This window comes from Streptomyces sp. NPDC059452, from assembly GCF_042750035.1.
Taxonomy (GTDB): Bacteria; Actinomycetota; Actinomycetes; order Streptomycetales; family Streptomycetaceae; genus Streptomyces.
Map to the genome: position 1 here is coordinate 64929 of NZ_JBHYVE010000009.1, position 17016 is coordinate 81944.

The 17016-nt window shown below is 73.0% G+C and carries 17 protein-coding genes and 1 pseudogene; 9 read left to right on the forward strand and 9 right to left on the reverse strand.

All coding sequences use genetic code 11. The annotated features are described in order from the left end of the window. Window positions 1–160 precede the first annotated feature (160 nt). Window positions 161–829, reverse strand: coding sequence for a class I SAM-dependent methyltransferase (locus ACFW9Z_RS14690; protein ID WP_384639626.1), 669 nt, complete (start codon window positions 827–829; stop codon window positions 161–163). A gap of 236 nt (window positions 830–1065) precedes the next feature. Between ACFW9Z_RS14690 and ACFW9Z_RS14695 the strand changes: the two genes are divergently transcribed. Then, window positions 1066–1326 (forward strand): hypothetical protein, encoded by a 261-nt coding sequence (locus tag ACFW9Z_RS14695; protein WP_384639629.1) that lies wholly within the window; start codon window positions 1066–1068, stop codon window positions 1324–1326. Window positions 1327–1336: 10 nt separating this feature from the next. On the opposite strand, the gene ACFW9Z_RS14700 is transcribed toward ACFW9Z_RS14695, so the two are convergent. Further along, window positions 1337–3229 (reverse strand): ABC transporter ATP-binding protein, encoded by a 1893-nt coding sequence (locus ACFW9Z_RS14700; protein ID WP_384639632.1) that lies wholly within the window; start codon window positions 3227–3229, stop codon window positions 1337–1339. 263 nt (window positions 3230–3492) lie between these two features. On the opposite strand from ACFW9Z_RS14700, the gene ACFW9Z_RS14705 reads away from it, so the two are divergent. Together ACFW9Z_RS14705 and ACFW9Z_RS14710 are read left to right on the forward strand one after the other, a co-directional pair. Next, entirely contained in the window at window positions 3493–4122 is a 630-nt protein-coding gene (locus ACFW9Z_RS14705) for a DUF6629 family protein (RefSeq protein WP_384639635.1), read from the forward strand. Window positions 4123–4189: 67 nt separating this feature from the next. Further along, window positions 4190–4909 (forward strand): ribonuclease H, encoded by a 720-nt coding sequence (locus ACFW9Z_RS14710; protein ID WP_384639637.1) that lies wholly within the window; start codon window positions 4190–4192, stop codon window positions 4907–4909. Between the two features lie 96 nt (window positions 4910–5005). On the opposite strand, the gene ACFW9Z_RS14715 is transcribed toward ACFW9Z_RS14710, so the two are convergent. Next, on the reverse strand, window positions 5006–5416 hold the full coding sequence (locus ACFW9Z_RS14715) for an ATP-binding protein (RefSeq protein WP_384639640.1): 411 nt from the start codon (window positions 5414–5416) through the stop codon (window positions 5006–5008). 168 nt (window positions 5417–5584) lie between these two features. On the opposite strand from ACFW9Z_RS14715, the gene ACFW9Z_RS14720 reads away from it, so the two are divergent. The 4 genes from ACFW9Z_RS14720 to ACFW9Z_RS14735 all read left to right on the forward strand — a co-directional run bounded on the left by ACFW9Z_RS14720 (window position 5585) and on the right by ACFW9Z_RS14735 (window position 8481). Beyond that, complete coding sequence (locus tag ACFW9Z_RS14720) at window positions 5585–6418, forward strand: Scr1 family TA system antitoxin-like transcriptional regulator (protein ID WP_384639643.1); 834 nt, start codon at window positions 5585–5587, stop codon at window positions 6416–6418. A gap of 58 nt (window positions 6419–6476) precedes the next feature. Continuing rightward, the gene (locus tag ACFW9Z_RS14725; RefSeq protein WP_384639646.1) at window positions 6477–7571 is read left to right on the forward strand and encodes a PP2C family protein-serine/threonine phosphatase; all 1095 of its coding nucleotides are present in this window, start codon (window positions 6477–6479) and stop codon (window positions 7569–7571) included. An 80-nt stretch (window positions 7572–7651) separates the two neighbouring features. After that, window positions 7652–7909 (forward strand): WhiB family transcriptional regulator, encoded by a 258-nt coding sequence (locus tag ACFW9Z_RS14730; RefSeq protein WP_384640006.1) that lies wholly within the window; start codon window positions 7652–7654, stop codon window positions 7907–7909. Window positions 7910–8127: 218 nt separating this feature from the next. Continuing rightward, entirely contained in the window at window positions 8128–8481 is a 354-nt protein-coding gene (locus tag ACFW9Z_RS14735; protein WP_384639649.1) for a YkvA family protein, read from the forward strand. A 35-nt stretch (window positions 8482–8516) separates the two neighbouring features. Here the strand turns inward: ACFW9Z_RS14735 and ACFW9Z_RS14740 are convergent, their stop codons facing one another. Then, entirely contained in the window at window positions 8517–9881 is a 1365-nt protein-coding gene (locus tag ACFW9Z_RS14740; RefSeq protein ID WP_384639652.1) for a DUF6777 domain-containing protein, read from the reverse strand. A gap of 180 nt (window positions 9882–10061) precedes the next feature. Here ACFW9Z_RS14740 and ACFW9Z_RS14745 point away from each other — a divergent pair, with 180 nt between their 5' ends. Together ACFW9Z_RS14745 and ACFW9Z_RS14750 are read left to right on the forward strand one after the other, a co-directional pair. Then, on the forward strand, window positions 10062–11381 hold the full coding sequence (locus ACFW9Z_RS14745) for a streptophobe family protein (protein WP_384639655.1): 1320 nt from the start codon (window positions 10062–10064) through the stop codon (window positions 11379–11381). A 64-nt stretch (window positions 11382–11445) separates the two neighbouring features. Next, window positions 11446–11751 carry a hypothetical protein gene (locus ACFW9Z_RS14750; RefSeq protein ID WP_384639658.1) on the forward strand — a complete coding sequence of 102 codons (306 nt, stop codon included), beginning with the start codon at window positions 11446–11448 and terminating at the stop codon, window positions 11749–11751. Between the two features lie 66 nt (window positions 11752–11817). Here ACFW9Z_RS14750 and ACFW9Z_RS14755 read toward each other — a convergent pair. From ACFW9Z_RS14755 to ACFW9Z_RS14775, 5 genes and pseudogenes are all read right to left on the reverse strand, one after another. Then, window positions 11818–12087 (reverse strand): annotated as a pseudogene (locus tag ACFW9Z_RS14755) (transposase); the annotation flags it as partial. A gap of 15 nt (window positions 12088–12102) precedes the next feature. Further along, window positions 12103–13122, reverse strand: coding sequence for a serine/threonine-protein kinase (locus tag ACFW9Z_RS14760; protein ID WP_384639661.1), 1020 nt, complete (start codon window positions 13120–13122; stop codon window positions 12103–12105). A gap of 6 nt (window positions 13123–13128) precedes the next feature. Beyond that, window positions 13129–13875 (reverse strand): hypothetical protein, encoded by a 747-nt coding sequence (locus tag ACFW9Z_RS14765; RefSeq protein ID WP_384639664.1) that lies wholly within the window; start codon window positions 13873–13875, stop codon window positions 13129–13131. A gap of 9 nt (window positions 13876–13884) precedes the next feature. Continuing rightward, complete coding sequence (locus ACFW9Z_RS14770; RefSeq protein ID WP_384639666.1) at window positions 13885–16248, reverse strand: FHA domain-containing protein; 2364 nt, start codon at window positions 16246–16248, stop codon at window positions 13885–13887. Between the two features lie 80 nt (window positions 16249–16328). Beyond that, a complete protein-coding gene (locus ACFW9Z_RS14775) occupies window positions 16329–16745 on the reverse strand; it encodes an ATP-binding protein (RefSeq protein ID WP_384639669.1) in 417 nt (138 codons plus the stop codon). Between the last annotated feature and the right edge of the window lie 271 nt (window positions 16746–17016).

Consider the following 17016-nt stretch of genomic DNA (forward strand, 5'->3'; position numbering starts at 1 on the left):
ATTACCTTCTCGTGAAGGAACGCGAATGCGCCATTCTTGTCATTCATTCGGCTTGTTCTTTGTGATTGCCAATGAGGTGTTCGAGCCCTGCGGGACGGCAGGGCCTGTACATACGGATGTGCCCCCGACGGCTGGCCGTGGGGGGCACTTCACGGGCACCTCAGGAGGGGCGGCGGCCGTGCAGGAAGAGATGTGGCTCGGGCGCGCCCGCCGGGTGGTCCGGGGTGAACAGCACGCTCTGCCGCTCCTCCACCGCGAACCCCGCCCCGGCCACCAGAGCGGTGAACTCCGCCTCGCCGAAGCTCGACACCACGACCGGCTGCCCCATGAACACCACGCTCGCCTCCGCCGCGTCCACCGGCACGGTGGCCACGGCCAGCAGTCCGCCGGGCCGCACCGCCCGGGCCAGCCGGCCCAGTAGCTCCGTCTGCTCACCGCGTGACATCTGGAGCAGCGAGAAGTAGACGCAGGCGGCGTCGAACTCCCCGTCCGCCCACGGCAGCTCGCGCACGTCCCCTCGGCGGAACTCGGCGTCCGGCACCTGCCGGGCCGCCAGGGCGGTCATCACCGGGGAGACGTCGACGCCCACCACCCGGTGCCCCGCCCCGGCCAGCCGCCGCGCCGTCGGTACGCCCGTCCCGCTGCCCACGTCCAGCACCCGGCTGCCCGGGGCGAGCCGCTCCAGCAGCCAGTCCAGCGATGCGTGGTGGGCCGCGGAACCGGCGAACGCCCGTTCGTACTCGGCTCCCAGCGCGTCGAACACCGTCGCGGCGGGGAGCCCCGCCCGCTGTCCGGGGCTGTCACTCCGCTGTCCAGGGTTGTCACTCATCGGCGTGGTCCTCCCGTGGTCCGGCGGCCGTCCGGGGCCGCGTCCCCAGCGTCCCCGTACGGGCGTCGGAGTATGCGGGGACGTGGGTACGCAGGCACGTGAGCGGGCGGGCCCGTGCGTGCGTGGGGACTCGGGTGCGCGGGCCCGTGCGTATGTGGGCACCTGAGTACGCGGGTCCGTCACCGCTGAGTATCCGCACCGATGTTCCACCGCGCCGCCGCTGGTCGAATGAGGCCATGGACTCCGAAGCCCGCCGCCGCCCCCGCATCCAGCACGTCACCACCGCGGGCACCGCCCTCGCCGTCACGCTGCTCCCGCTGGTGGTCGGCGTGCTGCTGGCCAAGTCCATGGCGGCGGACCCGATGACCTCCGTGAACGCGCTCGTCACCAACGGAGGCCACCGCGCCCGGGTCTCGCCCAAGCAGTTGCGCAACTGCGGCGGGGACGCCCTGCGGCGCCTGCGCGCCACGGGACGCCCCCGCCTCGTCCGCCGCTGAGGCCGATCCCCTATCGGCCGACCGGCTGGGCCTCGTCCGCCGACGGCCGGTCGAACTGGGTGCGGTACAGCTCCTCGTACCGCCCTCCGGCCGCGAGGAGTTCGGTGTGCGTGCCCCGCTCGACGATCCGGCCCGCCTCCACCACCAGGATCTGATCGGCCGCCCGTACGGTGGAGAGCCGGTGGGCGATCACCACGGCGGTCCGCCCCTCCAGCGCCTCGGTCAGGGCCTCCTGGACGGCGGCCTCGGAGGTGGAGTCCAGGTGCGCGGTCGCCTCGTCCAGGATGACGACCCGCTGACGGGCCAGCAGCAGCCGGGCGATGGTGAGGCGCTGGCGCTCACCGCCGGAGAGCCGGTAACCGCGCTCGCCTACCACCGTGTCCAGCCCCTCCGGCAGCGAGGCGATCAGCCCCTCCAGCCGGGAGCGGCGCAGGGCGTCCCAGATGTCCTCCTCGGAGGCGTCGGGCCGGGCGAGGAGCAGGTTGGCGCGTACGGACTCGTGGAAGAGGTGCCCGTCCTGGGTGACCATGCCCAGGGTGTCGCGGATGGAGTCGGCGCTCAGATCGCGTACGTCGACGCCGTTCAGCCGTACGGAACCGGCGTCCGCGTCGTACAGCCGGGGCAGCAACTGGGCGATCGTCGACTTGCCCGCGCCCGACGATCCCACCAGGGCGATCATCTGACCCGGCTCGGCGCGGAAGGACACCTCGTGCAGGACCGGGGTGCCGCCCCGGTTGTCCAGCGTCGCGACCTCCTCCAGCGAGGCGAGGGAGACTTTCTCGGCGGACGGATAGCCGAAGGAGACTTTCTCGAACTCCACCGAGACCTGGCCCTCCGGCACCTCGCGGGCATCCGGCTTCTGGGCGATCAGCGGCTTGAGGTCCAGCACCTCGAAGACCCGCTCGAAGCTGACGAGCGCGCTCATCACCTCGACCCGGGCCCCGGCCAGCGCGGTCAGCGGGGCGTACAGCCGGGTCAGCAGCAGGGCCAGCGCCACCACGGCCCCCGGCTCCAGGGTGCCGCGCAGCGCGTAGTAGCCGCCGAGCCCGTAGACCAGGGCGAGCGCCAGGGCGGATACCAGAGTGAGGGCGGTGATGAACGCGGACTGGGCCATGGCGGAGCGCACCCCGATGTCCCGCACCCGGCGGGCCCGCTCGGCGAACTCGGCGGATTCGTGCGACGGGCGGCCGAACAGTTTGACGAGGGTGGCGCCGGGGGCGGAGAACCGCTCGGTCATCTGGGTGCCCATGGAGGCGTTGTGGTTGGCCGCCTCGCGCTCCATTCCGGCCATCCTGGCCCCCATACGGCGGGCGGGGATGACGAAGACGGGCAGCAGGACGAGTGCGAGCACGGTGATCTGCCAGGAGATCGTGAGCATCACGGCGAGCGTCAGCAGCAGGGTGACGACGTTGGAGACGACCCCGGAGAGCGTGTTGCTGAACGCGCGCTGGGCGCCGATCACGTCGTTGTTGAGCCGACTGACCAGGGCGCCGGTCCGGGTGCGGGTGAAGAAGGCCACCGGCATCCGCTGCACATGGTCGAAGACGGCGGTGCGCAGATCCAGGATCAGCCCCTCACCGAGGTTGGCCGACAGCCACCGGGTGAGCAGGCCGAGCCCGGCCTCGACGACCGCGATCAGCGCGATCAGCAGCGCGAGCCGGGTGACCGTCCCGGAGTCCGCGCCCCGCACGATGGCGTCGACCACCCGTCCGGCGAGGACCGGGGTGGCCACCGCGAGGAGCGCGGTCACCACGCTGAGCAGCAGGAACCGGTGGATGCGTGACCTGTGGGGCCGGGCGAAGACCAGGATGCGGCGTAGCGTCGCCTTGGAGAAGGGGCGCCGGTCCTGCTCGGCGTTCATCGCGCTGTGCAGCGATGTCCATGCGGTGACTTCCATGTCCATGGGGCGCTCCGACTCTGTCGACCTGCTGATAAAGGACCTGTACGGGCCCCGTCGGCCGGTGCGGCCCCGGGGATACCGAGAACGCTAGAACCTCAAGTTTGGTTGAGGTCAACACCGCGCGCGTCGGCAGCATGTCGACAGATCGAGAGGATGTGTGGGACGGCTCCCCCCCGGGTGCGCCACCGCACGCCACGGCCCCCGGAGCCGTAGCGTGGGCCGGACGACGACCTGTCCGCGCGAGTCCGGGCCCCGGGGGTGACGCCATGTGCTGGAGCGCGACCGCCGACCTGGTGGCCGGTACGGGCATCGCCGCGATCGGAGCGGTCACCCTCGCGCGCACCCGTCGGCTCCGCGATCTCCCGCTGGCAGCGCTGCCGCTGCTGCTCGGCGCCCACCAGATCATCGAGTCGGTGGTGTGGAACGCCGACGGCGGCCCCGGCCCCGCCACCCTCGCCTGGGCGGTGATCGCCCTGCCCCTGCTGGCGCTCTGGGTGCCGCTGGGCGTCTTCTGCGCGGCGCCCGGCCCGGCCCGTGGCCGACTGGTGGTGCCGCTCGCGGCCGGAGCGGTGACCGCCGCGTTCCTCGCGTACGCCCTCGCCGTCCGGCCCGTCACGGCGGAGGTGCGCGGCCGTACTCTCGGGTACGCGGTCGACCTTCCGTACGCCCAGCTCCTCGTGGCGGGCTACCTCCTGGCCACGGTCGGCGCTCTCCTGCTCTCCGGCGACTGTATCCTGCGCCTCCTCGGGGTCCTGGTGGCGGTGGGCGCGGTCGTCTGCGTCGCGCTGTGGCGGACGGAGTTCATCTCCACCTGGTGCGCGTTCGCGGCGGTCTGCTCGGTGGTCCTGCTCCGATGGGTGCACCGCCCCACCCCTTCGGCCGCACCCGGCGGGTGAGAAGGGGCGGCGGCGGGGTGCCTGGGCGCGGACCGGAACGGTCATGCGGGGCTGGCATGATCGAGGGATGAACGAGAGCATCATCGCCGCGTGTGACGGGGCGTCCAAGGGAAATCCCGGACCGGCCGCCTGGGCCTGGGTCGTCGCCGACGCGCAGGGCACCCCGCAGCGCTGGGAGGCGGGCCCGCTGGGCACCGCGACGAACAACGTCGCCGAGCTGACCGCGCTGGCCGAGCTCCTGGAGTCCGTCGACCCGGCGGTGCGCGTCGAGGTGCGGATGGACTCGCAGTACGCCATGAACGCCGTGACCAAGTGGCTGCCGGGGTGGAAGCGCAACGGCTGGAAGACCTCGGCGGGCAAGCCGGTCGCCAACCGTGAGCTGGTCACCCGGATCGACGCGCTGCTCACTGCCCGTACGGTGGCGTTCCGCTATGTGCCCGCCCACCAGGTGGACGGCGACCCGCTCAACGCGCTCGCCGACCAGGCCGCCAGCGAGGCGGCGGTGGCGCAGCGGGCGGCGGGTACGGCGCACGGCGCGACCGCCCTGCCCGTACCCGCCCAGGCGCGCTCCACGAAGGGGCGTACGGAGACGGGCGGCGGCGCGGGCGGTGCGAAGGCGAAGAGTGCGGCGGGCGCGTCCCGGGCCGGGCGGTCGTCGTCCGGCGGCACGATCAAGGCGCGGTTCGCCGGTCGGTGCCACTGCGGCAAGCCGTACGCGGCCAAGGACCCGATCGCGAAGAACCCGAACGGCTGGGGTCACCCGGAGTGCCGTACGGTTCCCGCCTGATCACGGTCCCCGCACGGTCGCGCGGGGGAGTCCCTGAGCCTGATCGCGCGGGGGGAGTCCCTGAGCCTGATCACGTACGCGGCGGAGGCGCCGGGCTCAGACGTCGGCCCAGACGAGGCACCCGGCGAGCGCCGCGCGCGTGCCCCAGCGGGCGGCCAGCGCGTCCACGAGCAGGAGCCCCCTGCCGTCCTCGGCCAGACAGTCGAGCGAATCGTCGCCGTCGGGGCCGTCCGCCGGTGGAGCCGCCGCCACGGGCCGTCCCGCCGAGGTGGTGGGGGACGCGGGGGCCGGGATACGGGCCCGGCCGCGGTTCCACACGCAGATCCGGACCCCGTCCGCCGAGCGGAGAAGCCGACAGCGGATCCGGCGGGTGCTGGTGTGCTGCACGGCGTTGGTGACCAGTTCGGTCACTATCAGGGCCGCCGCCTCGATGCGTTCCGCGGGTTCTCCCCACGCGCGCATCGCCTCCTGCACCCGGTGACGGGCTTCGGGAACGCCCCCTGGCAACCGGGGGACCCACCAGCTGTGTGCACCTCTGACTCCCCCGTTTTCCGGAGCGCGTTCCGCGCAACTGACTATTTCCGACATGTATGTACTCTCGGCGCAAAGCGCATACTTTGCAAGCGACAGAGTGTCCACGGCTCCGCCCCGGAGCTCGACGAACGAGGTACGAGCATGCGTCCCCGCTCCGGTCCCACGGTGCAGCACCGCGTCCTGGCGGCCCGGCTGCGGATACTGCGGGAACAGGCGGGCGTCACCCTCAGGGCCGCCGCCGAGGCCCTGGACGCGCACCCCGCGACCGTACGGCGCATCGAGCGGGCCGAGACCGGGCTCGACGCCCGGCAGGTCACCGAGCTGCTGCGGTGCTACGGGGCTCCGCCCGCCGTCGCCGAGCCGATCCTGGCCGGGCTCGGAGCCGCGAACCTGCCCGGCTGGTGGCACCACTGGCGGGACGCCATGGAGAGCTGGCAGCAGGACGTCATCGGGGTCGAGTCCTCGGCCAGCCTGGTGCGGACCTGGCACCCCGCCCTCGTGCCCGAGCTGCTGCGCACCTCCGCCTACGCCGCCGGGCTGTACCGGATGCGCTACCCCGACGACAGCCCGGCCCGCCTGGAGAGCCGCGTGGAGCTGCTGCGGGAGCGGCAGCGTCGGCTCCGCGAGCGCGGTACGGCCCTGTGGGCCCTGCTCCCGGCCGCCGCCCTGCACACCCGGGTGGGCGACCCGGAGACGATGGCGGGGCAGCGGGAGGCGCTGGCCGAGGCGATGGAGCAGCAGCACATCACCGTCCAGGTGGTGCCGCTGGACCACCCGCCGCACGCCATGACCGCCATGCCGCCCCTGCACCTGCTGCGGGTCCCCGCCCCGGAGATCGGCGACCAGGCCGTCCTGGAGACCCCCGGCGTCCGTGTCGACCTCGTCGACGACCCGGACGCCGTGATGGCCTACCGCATCCGGCTCGACGCCGCGTGCGCGGCCGCCCCGCCGCCGGGCACCCCGCTGCCGCTCTGACCGCCCGCACGGGCGCTGCCGAGATGCGCCGCGTGCCCGCGCCGCACAGCGTGGGGGAATGGTGCGGCAGAGCAGGGCCCGGTGGATCCCGGTCGGGGTGATCGCGCTGGCCGTCGTGATCGACCTGGTGACCCCGACCGACGTGACCTCCGCGCCCCTGCTGGCGACGGCGCCCGTGGCCGCCGCCCCCTTGCTGAGCCCGCCCGGCATCATCGCGATCGGCGTCCTCTCGATGGCCGTGCAGGTGGTCCTCGCCCGGGTCGACCACACCTTCGGCTGGCACGGGGGCGTCGCCAACCAGCTCACCCTTCTGGCCGTGACCGTGCTCGCCGTCCTGATCAACCGCACCCTGACGGGCCAGAGCGCCCGGACCCGGCGCGCCCAGCAGGTCGCCGCCGTCGCCCAGGCCGCCGTACTGCCCCGGCCCCCGTCGCGGCTGGGGGACCTCAGGATCGCCGCCCGTTACGTCCCCGCCGAGGACGAGGCCATGATCGGCGGGGACCTCTACGTGGTGCAGGAGACCCCGCACGGGGTGCGCGTGATGGTCGGGGACGTCCGGGGCAAGGGGCTGGGTGCCGTCGGCGCGGTCTGTGCGGACCTGGGGGCCTTCCGGTACGCGGCGGACGAGGCGGAGGACCTGCCCGCCCTGGTGAACGCGCTGGAGGGGGCCCTGCTGCGCGAGGGCGGGCGAAGCGGAGACCAGGAGCGGGAGGAGGGGTTCACCACGGCGCTGATCGCGGAGTTCGCCGTCGGTCTCGATGCCGTACGGATCGTCAACCGGGGCCATCCGCCCCCGCTGCTGCTGGACGCCGAGGGCACGGCCACCGCCCTGGAGCCGTCCCAGGAGGCGCCCCCGCTCGGCATGGCGGCCCTGGGCACCTGGTCGTTCCCGGTCGACACCTTCCCCTTCCCGCCCGGCGCCACGCTCCTGTGCTACACGGACGGCGTCACCGAGGCCCGCGACGAGAACGGGGTCTTCTACGACGCGGCCGTACGCCTGCCCCTCCTCCTGCGCCACCGCTCGCTCGTCGGCGACCCGCCGACCCCCGCGCAGATCCTCCAGCTGCTCATCGAGGACGTCGGGCGCCACACCGGCGGCCGGATCCAGGACGACCAGGCCCTCCTGGCCCTGCACCGCCCCCCGGGTGTTTGAGGAGCCGATCGTCGGTCACCCGGACGGTACGGCCGTACGGCAGGCGCCTGCGGCACGCGACGACACCGGGAGTGAGCAGCATGGAGAACTGGCGTACGCACGCGGCCTGCCGCGAGGAGGACCCGGACCTGTTCTTCCCCATCGGGACCTCCGGCCCCGCCGCCGTCCAGGCGGAGGAGGCCAAGGCGGTCTGCCGGACCTGCCCCGTCCAGGCCCAGTGCCTGGAGTGGGCCCTGGAGAACGGCCAGGACTCCGGTGTCTGGGGAGGCCTCGCCGAGGACGAACGACGTGCGCTCAAGCGCCGCGGCCGCAGGCGGGCCAGGAACACCGCGGGCTGAACCCGCTGCGGGCTGACCTCGCCGAGGTGCCGCGTGCCGAGGTGCCGCGTGCCGAGGTGCCGCGTACCGAGGTGCCGCGTGCCGACCCGCCGAACTGCCGACCCGCAGACCCGCCGCCGGGGCGGCCGGGGCGGCGGGGCGCGCTCCGGGACGGTGATACCCGCGACATCGCGCCCCGTACCCTCGTGATCGGCGGCGCAGTGGGTAGACCATGAGCCATGGACACCACCGTTTGGCTCGTCGTCGGCGCCGCCGCCGCACTGATCATGCTGGCCCTGGCCGCCGTACTGCTGGTGCGCGTCTTCAAGGCCAGGAAGCTCCTCGTGGACGCCGGGATCCCGCTGCGCAACAAGGCGCTCGTCTGGGCGGCCGTCATCTACACCGTCTCCCCGGTGGACCTGCTGCCGGACCCCGTCTACCTCGACGACATCGGATTCCTGTTGCTGGCCCTGCGCTCGCTGCACTCCGCCGCATCGGCGGCCGGACTGGGGCGGGCCAAGGGAGCCGGAGCCCCGGTGGAGATCCCGGGGCCGGAGAAGATCGGGAAGCCCCGACCGGACGCGGTGCTTTAGACGCTCGCGCGTGCGCCCAGGGGCGTTCGGGAATCCTAGGAGTTGGGCTGCTGCTCCTGGGGCTGCTGCTGTTCCGGCTGCTGCTGTTCCTGCGGCGGCGCGGGCTGGGAGTCGGGCGAGTCGCCGGGCGGGTTGTCCGGCGGGTTGTCGGGCGGCGGGGGGTCGCTGGCGGGCGGACTGTCCGGCGGCGGCGTCGTACCGTCGTCGGCCGGGGGCGGAGAGTCGCCGGGCGGCGGGGATTCGCTCTCGGGCGGCGATTCACCCGGGCTCGGGGGGCAGTCGCCGGTCCCCGGCGGGCAGGGCGACTCCGACTCGTCCTTCTTCTTGTCCTCGGGCGGATCGGTCTTCTTGTCCCCGCCGCCGGTGTCGCCCGCCGGACGGGTGAACCAGTCGCCGCTCGAAGGATCGACCATCGTGAACTCGTCCACCGGCTTCGGCGACGGGTTCACCACGACCACGTCCGACGCCCGGTACCCCGGCCAGGGCGTCCCCGTCTGCTTCGGGGTGCTCTCCTGGGCGACGGGCGGCAACAGAGGGTTGCCGCAGGCGCACCGGACCCGGGGCACCCCGCGGTCGTCGACGAGGACCGCCGTACCGGCCTGGAGCACCGCCTGATAGGCCGTCGCCTTCCCATCCCGGAAGCTGTGATTGGTCACGCGGGTGTCCAGACGCAGCTGTACGGGGGTGAGCGAGCGGAGATAGCCGGGGACGGCCGACGGCTCGATGTCCTGGACCGAGGCGAACGCCCGGTTCTTGTCCGGAGCATCCCGCAGGAACGTGATCTGCTTCTCCACGTCACAGCTCGCGACCTTCTGGGTCCCCCCGTACAGACCGGGTTCCGCTCCGTCCACCCCGCGCGTCACCTGCGACCCCCGGTCCGATGGGCTCGGCGCGGCGGACGGTGTGGCGGTGCCCGGCTCGGGGTCGCTCTCGCGCGCCGTGGACTCCGTGAAGGGGTCCGGGCCCGAGGTGCCCGCCGCCTGGAGGAACACCTCGCCCTGCGCCTTCGAGCCGCCGCCGCCGTCCGGACGGGTGAGGAACACGACCAGCACCACGGCCGCGACCAGGGCCGCCGTGATCGCGGCGATCCGGGGCACGGACCGCCACCACGGGCGCCCGGAACCGGAACCGGGAGCCGGGCCGGAACCACTGCCGGAACCGGAACCAGAACCGGAACCGGAACCGGAGTCGGACCCGCCGGAGTCTCCCGGGCCGCCGCCGGAGCCGCCCGAGCCGCCCGGCCCCTGCGATCCGCCGTGGTCCCCGCCGCTCGGCGGACCGGGCGGTGAGCCGGACACGGTGGTGGGAGGCGGGGGCGTCGGGCCGGACTGGGAAGGGCCCGAGAGAGGACCGGAAGGCGGTCCTGTGGGGCGGCCGGAGGACGGCGGTTGGACACTCACGGGCTCTGCTCCCCGAGGTTGGGACCCGCCCCGGACTCCTGCTCCCCTTCCGGGGCACAAACGCGGTAATCCGGGCCTTATCGCACTCATTGTGTGTCCCGGCCGTGTGCTCCCCGCAAGCGGAGGGCGGAGCCGTTCCGCCGGGAAGCGGAGTCACGGACCACTGCTTAGCGTGGCAGCGTGAACGTCCGGGCGAGCAACGACAGGAAGAGCGCGGCGCGTGCCCCGCACGGCTGGCGCGACGCACTCGTGGCCGTGCTGGCCGGAGCCCTGGCCATGGTGGCGACGGCCGCCCTCGGCCTGTGGGCCGCCGGTGCGGACGGGCTGCCCGGCGGCGGCTTCCCCCGGGTGGTCGCCGCGGTCGTCGTGATGGCGGCGGGCGGCTCCGTCGGGCTCTCGGGCGACGCCGGTTCACTCGTGGGGGCGCAGGCGGGCCTCTCGGTGCTCCCGCTCTCGGTGACCCTCGCGGGCGCGCTGCTCATCGCCTACGGGTTCCTCCGGCCGCTGCGCCACCGGGCCGTCGCCGGGGGCCGGGAACTGGCGGAGTGGGCGGGCCGTGTCGCCGCCCTGTGGGCCGTGGTGCTGGTCGCCCTCTCGCTGCTGGCCCGGCACACGTTCACCCTCCCGGCCGAGAACCTGACGGGGGACACCACCGGTGACGGCACCGAGGACGGCCTCGGTGACGGGCTCGGGGACGTACTGGGCGACTCGGCGCGGGTCGGATTCCGGGCCGACCTCCCGCTGACCCTGCTCTTCGGCCTGCTCTGGCTGGCCGGTGTCCTCGTGCTGGCCCTCCTCGTCTCGCGCCGGGCACCGCTCCCGCCCCGGCTGGTGCGCTTCCAGGAGACCGTGCGCCCGGCCGCGTCCGCCATGGTGGCGCTGCTCCTCGCCTCCGTCGCGCTGGGCGTCGTGGCCGGACTCGTCGTGATGGTGGTGCGCGGGCACCCGGCCCAGACCCTCGCGGTGATCCTCCTCGGGCTGCCGAACCTGGTCTGGCTCGCGCTCACCCTGGGCCTCGGCGCCTCCTGGGAGGGCAAGGTGCAGGGCCCCTTCGGCCTGCCGATGCCCCAGGTCCTCGACTCCGTACTCCGTACGCCCGACCTCTCCACCGTCAACCTGCGCACCCTTGCCGCCCAGGACGGGCGCGTCTGGTGGCTGCTCGTGGTCACCGTCCTGCTCGTGCTGGGCGCCGCCTTCCTCATGGCGGTGCGCTCACCCGCCCGGACACGGCTCTGGCAGCACGCCCTTCACCTGGCGGTCGCGCTCACCCTGACGGTGCTGCTCATCGGCCTGACCGCCGGCGTCTCCGCCCGGTACGGCCTGTCCCTGCTCGGCATCGGGGACCTCGGCGGCGGCCTCGGAGGCGAGGTCTCGCTGCGCCCCCGACTGTGGACCGCGCTCGGCATCGCCTTCCTGTGGGGCCTGGCCGCCGGATTCCTCGGCGGACTCGCCGCCTCCCGGGTACACCGACGGGGCGAGATCCCGCCGGAGGCCCCTTGACGCCCTGGGCGGTGCTTTCAAAAGATCTTGCCAAGGCGGCGCGGTAGCTGCGCATGATGCCTCGGTGGAACATCTTTCTGTCGACGTGCGCGCTTCGCTCCGGTTCTTCGCCTACTACTTGGCAAACGGCACTCTCGACCTGGACCTGCTCGACGGGTTCGACTATCGCCCGACCGTTTTTCACTCCGGCTCCTCCTTGGAACAGGTCTTCGCGATCTATAGCAATGTGCTGCAAGTCGACGCCGACGGCATGGTGCTGAATGACGGGGATGCGCAGTACCGGGTCGCGCAGTGGGTTCGAGCGTGCTGCGACCCGAGCTATCGGGTCGAGCCGCCTTTCGAGGACTGGGAGACGGAGCTCCATCTCTGATGACCCGCCGCTCACCGTCGGTACATCACGCCCACATCAGGAGCGACGCGAGAGTGACGGCTGCCTGGAAGGACTCCGCGGTCCCGTCGTACGAGTGGCGATGCCGCGCCGGAGCCGGTTCCCGTCCTGGTCGGCCCGCTCGGGGATGGTGTGACCGATGCCGCGTCGTCGCAGCCAGGTGCGGATGGCCCGGGAACTGTAGCCCTTGGTGCCTAGCACGTGGGAGGGCCGCACTCGGGGCCGTCCCGGGCCGACGCGAGGCACCCGTACCGCTTCCATCACCGCAGCGAACTGGGTGCAGTCATTGGTGTTGCCACCCGTGAGTGTGAAAGCGACATGTGAAGACACTGCCTAGGGCTCGGGAAACACCGGGCCGGCCCAGCGCGGTGGCCGGGGTGGGGGCTCGGGCGTTGCGGACCAGGAGCCGGCCCGCGCGTCCACCCGGGTCGGGGCATGGTCCCCGGCCGCGATCCCGGAGGCCGCCGTACGCAGCGCCGCCACGAACCGTAGACACGTGTCGTAGCGGTCGTCCGGCGACTTGGCCAGCGCCTTTGCCAGTACGCCGTCCACCGCGCCCGGCAGGCCCGGCCGCTGCCCGGACGGCGGGGGCGGCGGGTCGTACTGGTGGGCCCACAACAGGGCCATGTCGTCGTCCCGCTGGAAGGGCGGCGCCCCCGTCAGGGTCTCCTGCACGACGCACGCCAGGCTGTACACATCGCACCGGCCGTCCACGGGCTTCCCCGAGATCTGCTCCGGCGCCACATAGTCGAGCGTTCCCACGAACTGGCCGACCGTGGTGAACCCGGTCAGCGACAGCGACTTCTTCGTCAGCCCGAAGTCCGTCAGGTACACATGCTCCGGATGGTCGCTGTCCGTCCCCGCCGCCACCAGGATGTTGCCCGGCTTCACATCGCGGTGCACCAGATCGTGGTCATGGGCCGCGTCCAGGGCCGAGGCGACCTGCCCGCTGATCCGGACGGCGGCGGTGAGGTCGAGCGGCCCGCGCCGGTCGATCAGCACGCGCAGATCGGCGCCCGCCACGTAGCGCATCGCGATGTAGAGGAGCCCGTCCGTCTCACCGGCCTCGAACACCGGAACGATATGAGGGTGGTCGATCGCCGCCGCCACCCGCGACTCATGGGTGAACCGCTGCCGGAAGGTGTCGTTACGGGCCAGCTCCGGGGCGAGCAGCTTCAGCGCGACGATCCGGTCCAGCCGCAGATCCCTGGCCCGGTAGACGACCGCCATGCCCCCGCGCCCGATCTCGGCCTCCACCACGTACCCGGCGATCCGCTTCCCGATCAGCTCGTCGTCCCGCCCGGTGGGCAGCCCGGCATCGTGCGACGGGGGAGGAGGGGGAGGAGGAGCCACGGCCTGTCACCGCCCCGTGCCGCCCGCCGCCCCGCCACCCGGCGAGTCGGCGGGAGCGACCACCCGGGTCGGTTCGGGTCCTTCGGGAGTGACCACCTGGGTGGGTTCGGGCCCCTCGGAAGTGACCACCCGGGTCGGCTCGGGCCCCTCGGGAGCCACCACCCGGGTGGGTTCGGGCCCACCGGGAGCAACCACCTGGGTCGGTTCAGGCCCCCCGGGCGCCGCAGGGACCGAACCCCTGCCCGTGGACCCCGAGCCCGGCCCCGGCCCGCCCTCCGCCGCGTACGTGCTGAGCTGGGTACCGTCGCAGAAGGCCCACCGCTCGTGCTCGGCGTCGTACAGCCACACCGATTCCCCGTCCACGACCATGCCCACCCGCATCCCCCGTGTCCGCTGCCGGAAGCTCTCCCCGTCGCTGCGGCCCTCGGCCAGATCCTGGGCGGCGCGGCGGTACTGGTTCAGGGCCTCCTCCGCCCGGGCCAGCAGGGGGCGTGGGTCCGCCGTGCGGGCGAGCGGCTGACCGGGGGCCGGAGGGGCCTTCGGTACGGAGACGAGGAGCCGCCCGTCGACCCAGGCCTCCCACCCGTTGGAACAGGCGACATACGCCCAGTCCCCGCGCCGGTCCAGCAGTTGCACCGGCAGCAGTCCGTCCAGCGGGTCGGTGGGCCGGGCGACATCGGGCGCCTCCCAGGCGTCCAGCCCGTCCGGCGGGACGACATGGGTGGGGCGGAATTCCGGGGTCGGGGTTGCCATGGAACCGCCTTACTTCCGCATGACCGCGGGCTCGTGGCGCCGCAGCAGCTTCGCGACCACGTACCCGAAGGCGGCGGAGAGGACGACCAGCATGCCCATGTTGAGCAGCCAGACCCCCGCGGAGTGCCCGAAGAGCGGGTCGGACGTTAGGTCGCCCGGGACGATCCGGGCCAGATCGATCGTGCCGGCCATCGCGCCCAGCGCCCAGCGCGAGGGGATCAGCCAGGACAACTGCTCAAGCCCCGGAACCCCGTTCAGCTTCAACAGGGCCCCGCAGAACACCACTTGGACGATGGCCAGGAGGACGAGCAGCGGCATCGTGACCTCCTCCTTGCGCACCAGGGCGGAGACCAGCAGGCCGAGCATCATCGCGGTGAACGACAACAGGGCCACGGCCAGGGTGATCTCGACGAGCGGTGGCAGGAACACACCTTCACCACCTGGTGCGTTGAGGTTCACACCCACCAGCCCCACCAGGGTCAGCACGATGGCCTGGAGGACCGTGATGGTCCCGAGCACCACGATCTTCGACATCAGGTACGCGGATCTGGAGAGGCCGACGGCTCTCTCCCGCTGGTAGATCACCCGCTCCTTGACCAGTTCCCGTACGGCGTTGGCGGCACCGGTCAGCACTCCGCCCACGCACAGGATGAGCAGCGCGTTCATCGCCGTCTCCTGCGTGAGCCTGCTGCCCGCCAGGGCCCGGGCCATCGCACCCATGACGAAGGGCAGCGCGATCATGATGATCAGGAACGTGCGGTCGGCGGCGAGCGCGGAGGCGTACCGGCGGACCAGGGTGGACAACTGCGCACCCCAGTTACGGGTCTTCGGCGGCGGGGCGACGGAGGCCCCGGGCGCGGCCGGGGGAAGCTGGGGCTGCGCGGAGGCGCCCACGATGTACTGCCGGTGGAAGGGCGAGTCCGCGTACGTGGTCGCCCAGTCCCGGCCCCGGTCGTTCTCGAACGCCTCGAACGCCTCCGGCCACTCCTCGAAGCCGAAGAACGCCAGGGCGTCCTCCGGCGGCCCGTAGTAGGCGATGCGGCCGCCGGGGGCGAGGACGAGCAGCCGGTCGCAGACCTCCAGGCTCAGCACGCTGTGGGTGACGACGATGACCGTACGGCCGTCGTCGGCGAGGCCGCGCAGCATGTGCATGACGGAGCGGTCCATCCCCGGGTCGAGCCCCGAGGTCGGCTCGTCCAGAAAGAGCAGCGAGGGCTTCGTCAGCAGCTCCAGGGCCACGCTGACCCGCTTGCGCTGGCCGCCGGAGAGGCTGTGGATGGGCTGGTCCACCCGTTGTTCCAGCCCGAGTTCATGGATGACCTCGGAGACGCGGGCCTGCCGCTCCTCCTTCGCCGTGTCCTGCGGGAAGCGGAGCTCGGCGGCGTACCCGAGGGCTTTGCGTACGGTCAGCTGGGAGTGGAGGATGTCGTCCTGCGGGACCAGGCCGATGCGCTGCCGCAGCTCGGCGAAGTCGCGGTAGAGGTCACGGCCGTCGTAGAGGACGGTGCCGGTGTCGGCGGGGCGCAGTCCGGTGAGGGCGTTGAGCAGCGTCGACTTCCCGGCGCCGCTGGGCCCGACCACCCCGAGCAGGCACTTCTCGCCGACGGGGAAGGAGACCCTGTCCAGCAGGGTCTTTCCGCCCTTGCCCGCCTTGCCGACGTGGACCTCCAGATCCTGGACGTCCAGCGACACCTCGCCGGTGTCCACGAACTCCTGGAGCACATCGCCGACGAGGCTGAACGCCGAGTGGCCGATACCGACGATGTCGCCGGCGCCGACGGCCGCCCGGGTGACGGGCTGGCCGTTGAGGAAGGTGCCGTTGTGGCTGCCGAGGTCGACGATCTCGTGCCGGCCGTCGGCGAGCGCCCGCAGCTCGGCGTGGTGGCGGGAGACCACGAGGTCGTCGATGACGAGGTCGTTGCCGCTGTCACGGCCGATGCGCACGGTCTTCGCGGGCAGTGGCCGTACGGTGGTGGGCTGCCGGAAGGTGCCGGTGGCGGCGGGCATGGAGACGGCCGAGGGGCGGTCCGCCGCGGCCGGGCGGGCGGGGGGCTCGCGGCCCACGAGCACGGCACGGGGGCCGTCGCTCGGGTTGCCGAAGTGGATGATGCTGCCCGCGCCGACGCCCGACTCGTGGATGCGGTGACCGCCGGTGTACGTGCCGTTGGTGCTGTCCTCGTCCTGAAGCGTCCAGTGACCGGCCTCGGGATGGAGGACCGCGTGGTGCCAGGAGACCCGGGCGTCGTCGATGACGATGTCGCTCTCGGGGTCGCGCCCGACATGGTAGTCCCGGCTCGGACTCATCACCGTGGAGCCGTAATCGGTCTCCAGGACGAGCTCGGGCGCAGTCGGCGCTCCAGGCCGCTCTCCCATGCCCGAATTCTATCGAGACGTCACGGTCGCCGCCCGTCGCAGCTCGTTCCGGCGGGGTTCCGGAACGCTGCGGGCGTACCTCAGCGGGGCACGGTGGCGAGGATGACCTTCCCGCCGTCCGCCGACCCGCGGACGGCGACCTCCCGGGCCAGCCGCTGGACCATCGGCCAGCCGAAGCCGCCGGTGCGCCCCGTCAGGTCGGGCGTCCGGTCCTGGGGGTGCGCCGGGCTCGGGTCGGTGACCCGGACATGGACGCCCGTGCGGTCGGCGGTCAGCCGGAGCGCGGTGACGGCGCCCGCGTGCCGGAGGGCGTTGGTGACCAGCTCCGTGACGAGGAGGAGCAGATTCTGCACCACGTGCGCGGCCGGCGCGGGGTTGAGCAGGGCCACGAAGGCGCCGACGGCGTCCCGCGCGTCGGCGGCCCTCTCCGGCCGGCACACGAAGTCGGTGCGGGTCTCCCCGTCCGGCGAGAGAGTCATCAGCATGCGGTCGTTCATTGCGGTCACCCCGTCGCGTGAGCTTTCTGGCTGAAGTCCGGATACCCCGGCAACGGCATTTCATGAAGAGCGGCCACCGGGGACGGACGACGGGCCGGGGCACGACTCAGCCCCCACCGGCTCCGCCATCACGCAGCTCACGTGGCTCACGCAGCTCACGCAGCTCACGTGCGGACCTCGTTCACGTGCGCACCCAGCCCAGCCCACGTGCCCACCGCGCCCACGCGCACCCGGCCCGGCGGCAACGGAGGGCGCGCCCGTCACCGCCGGA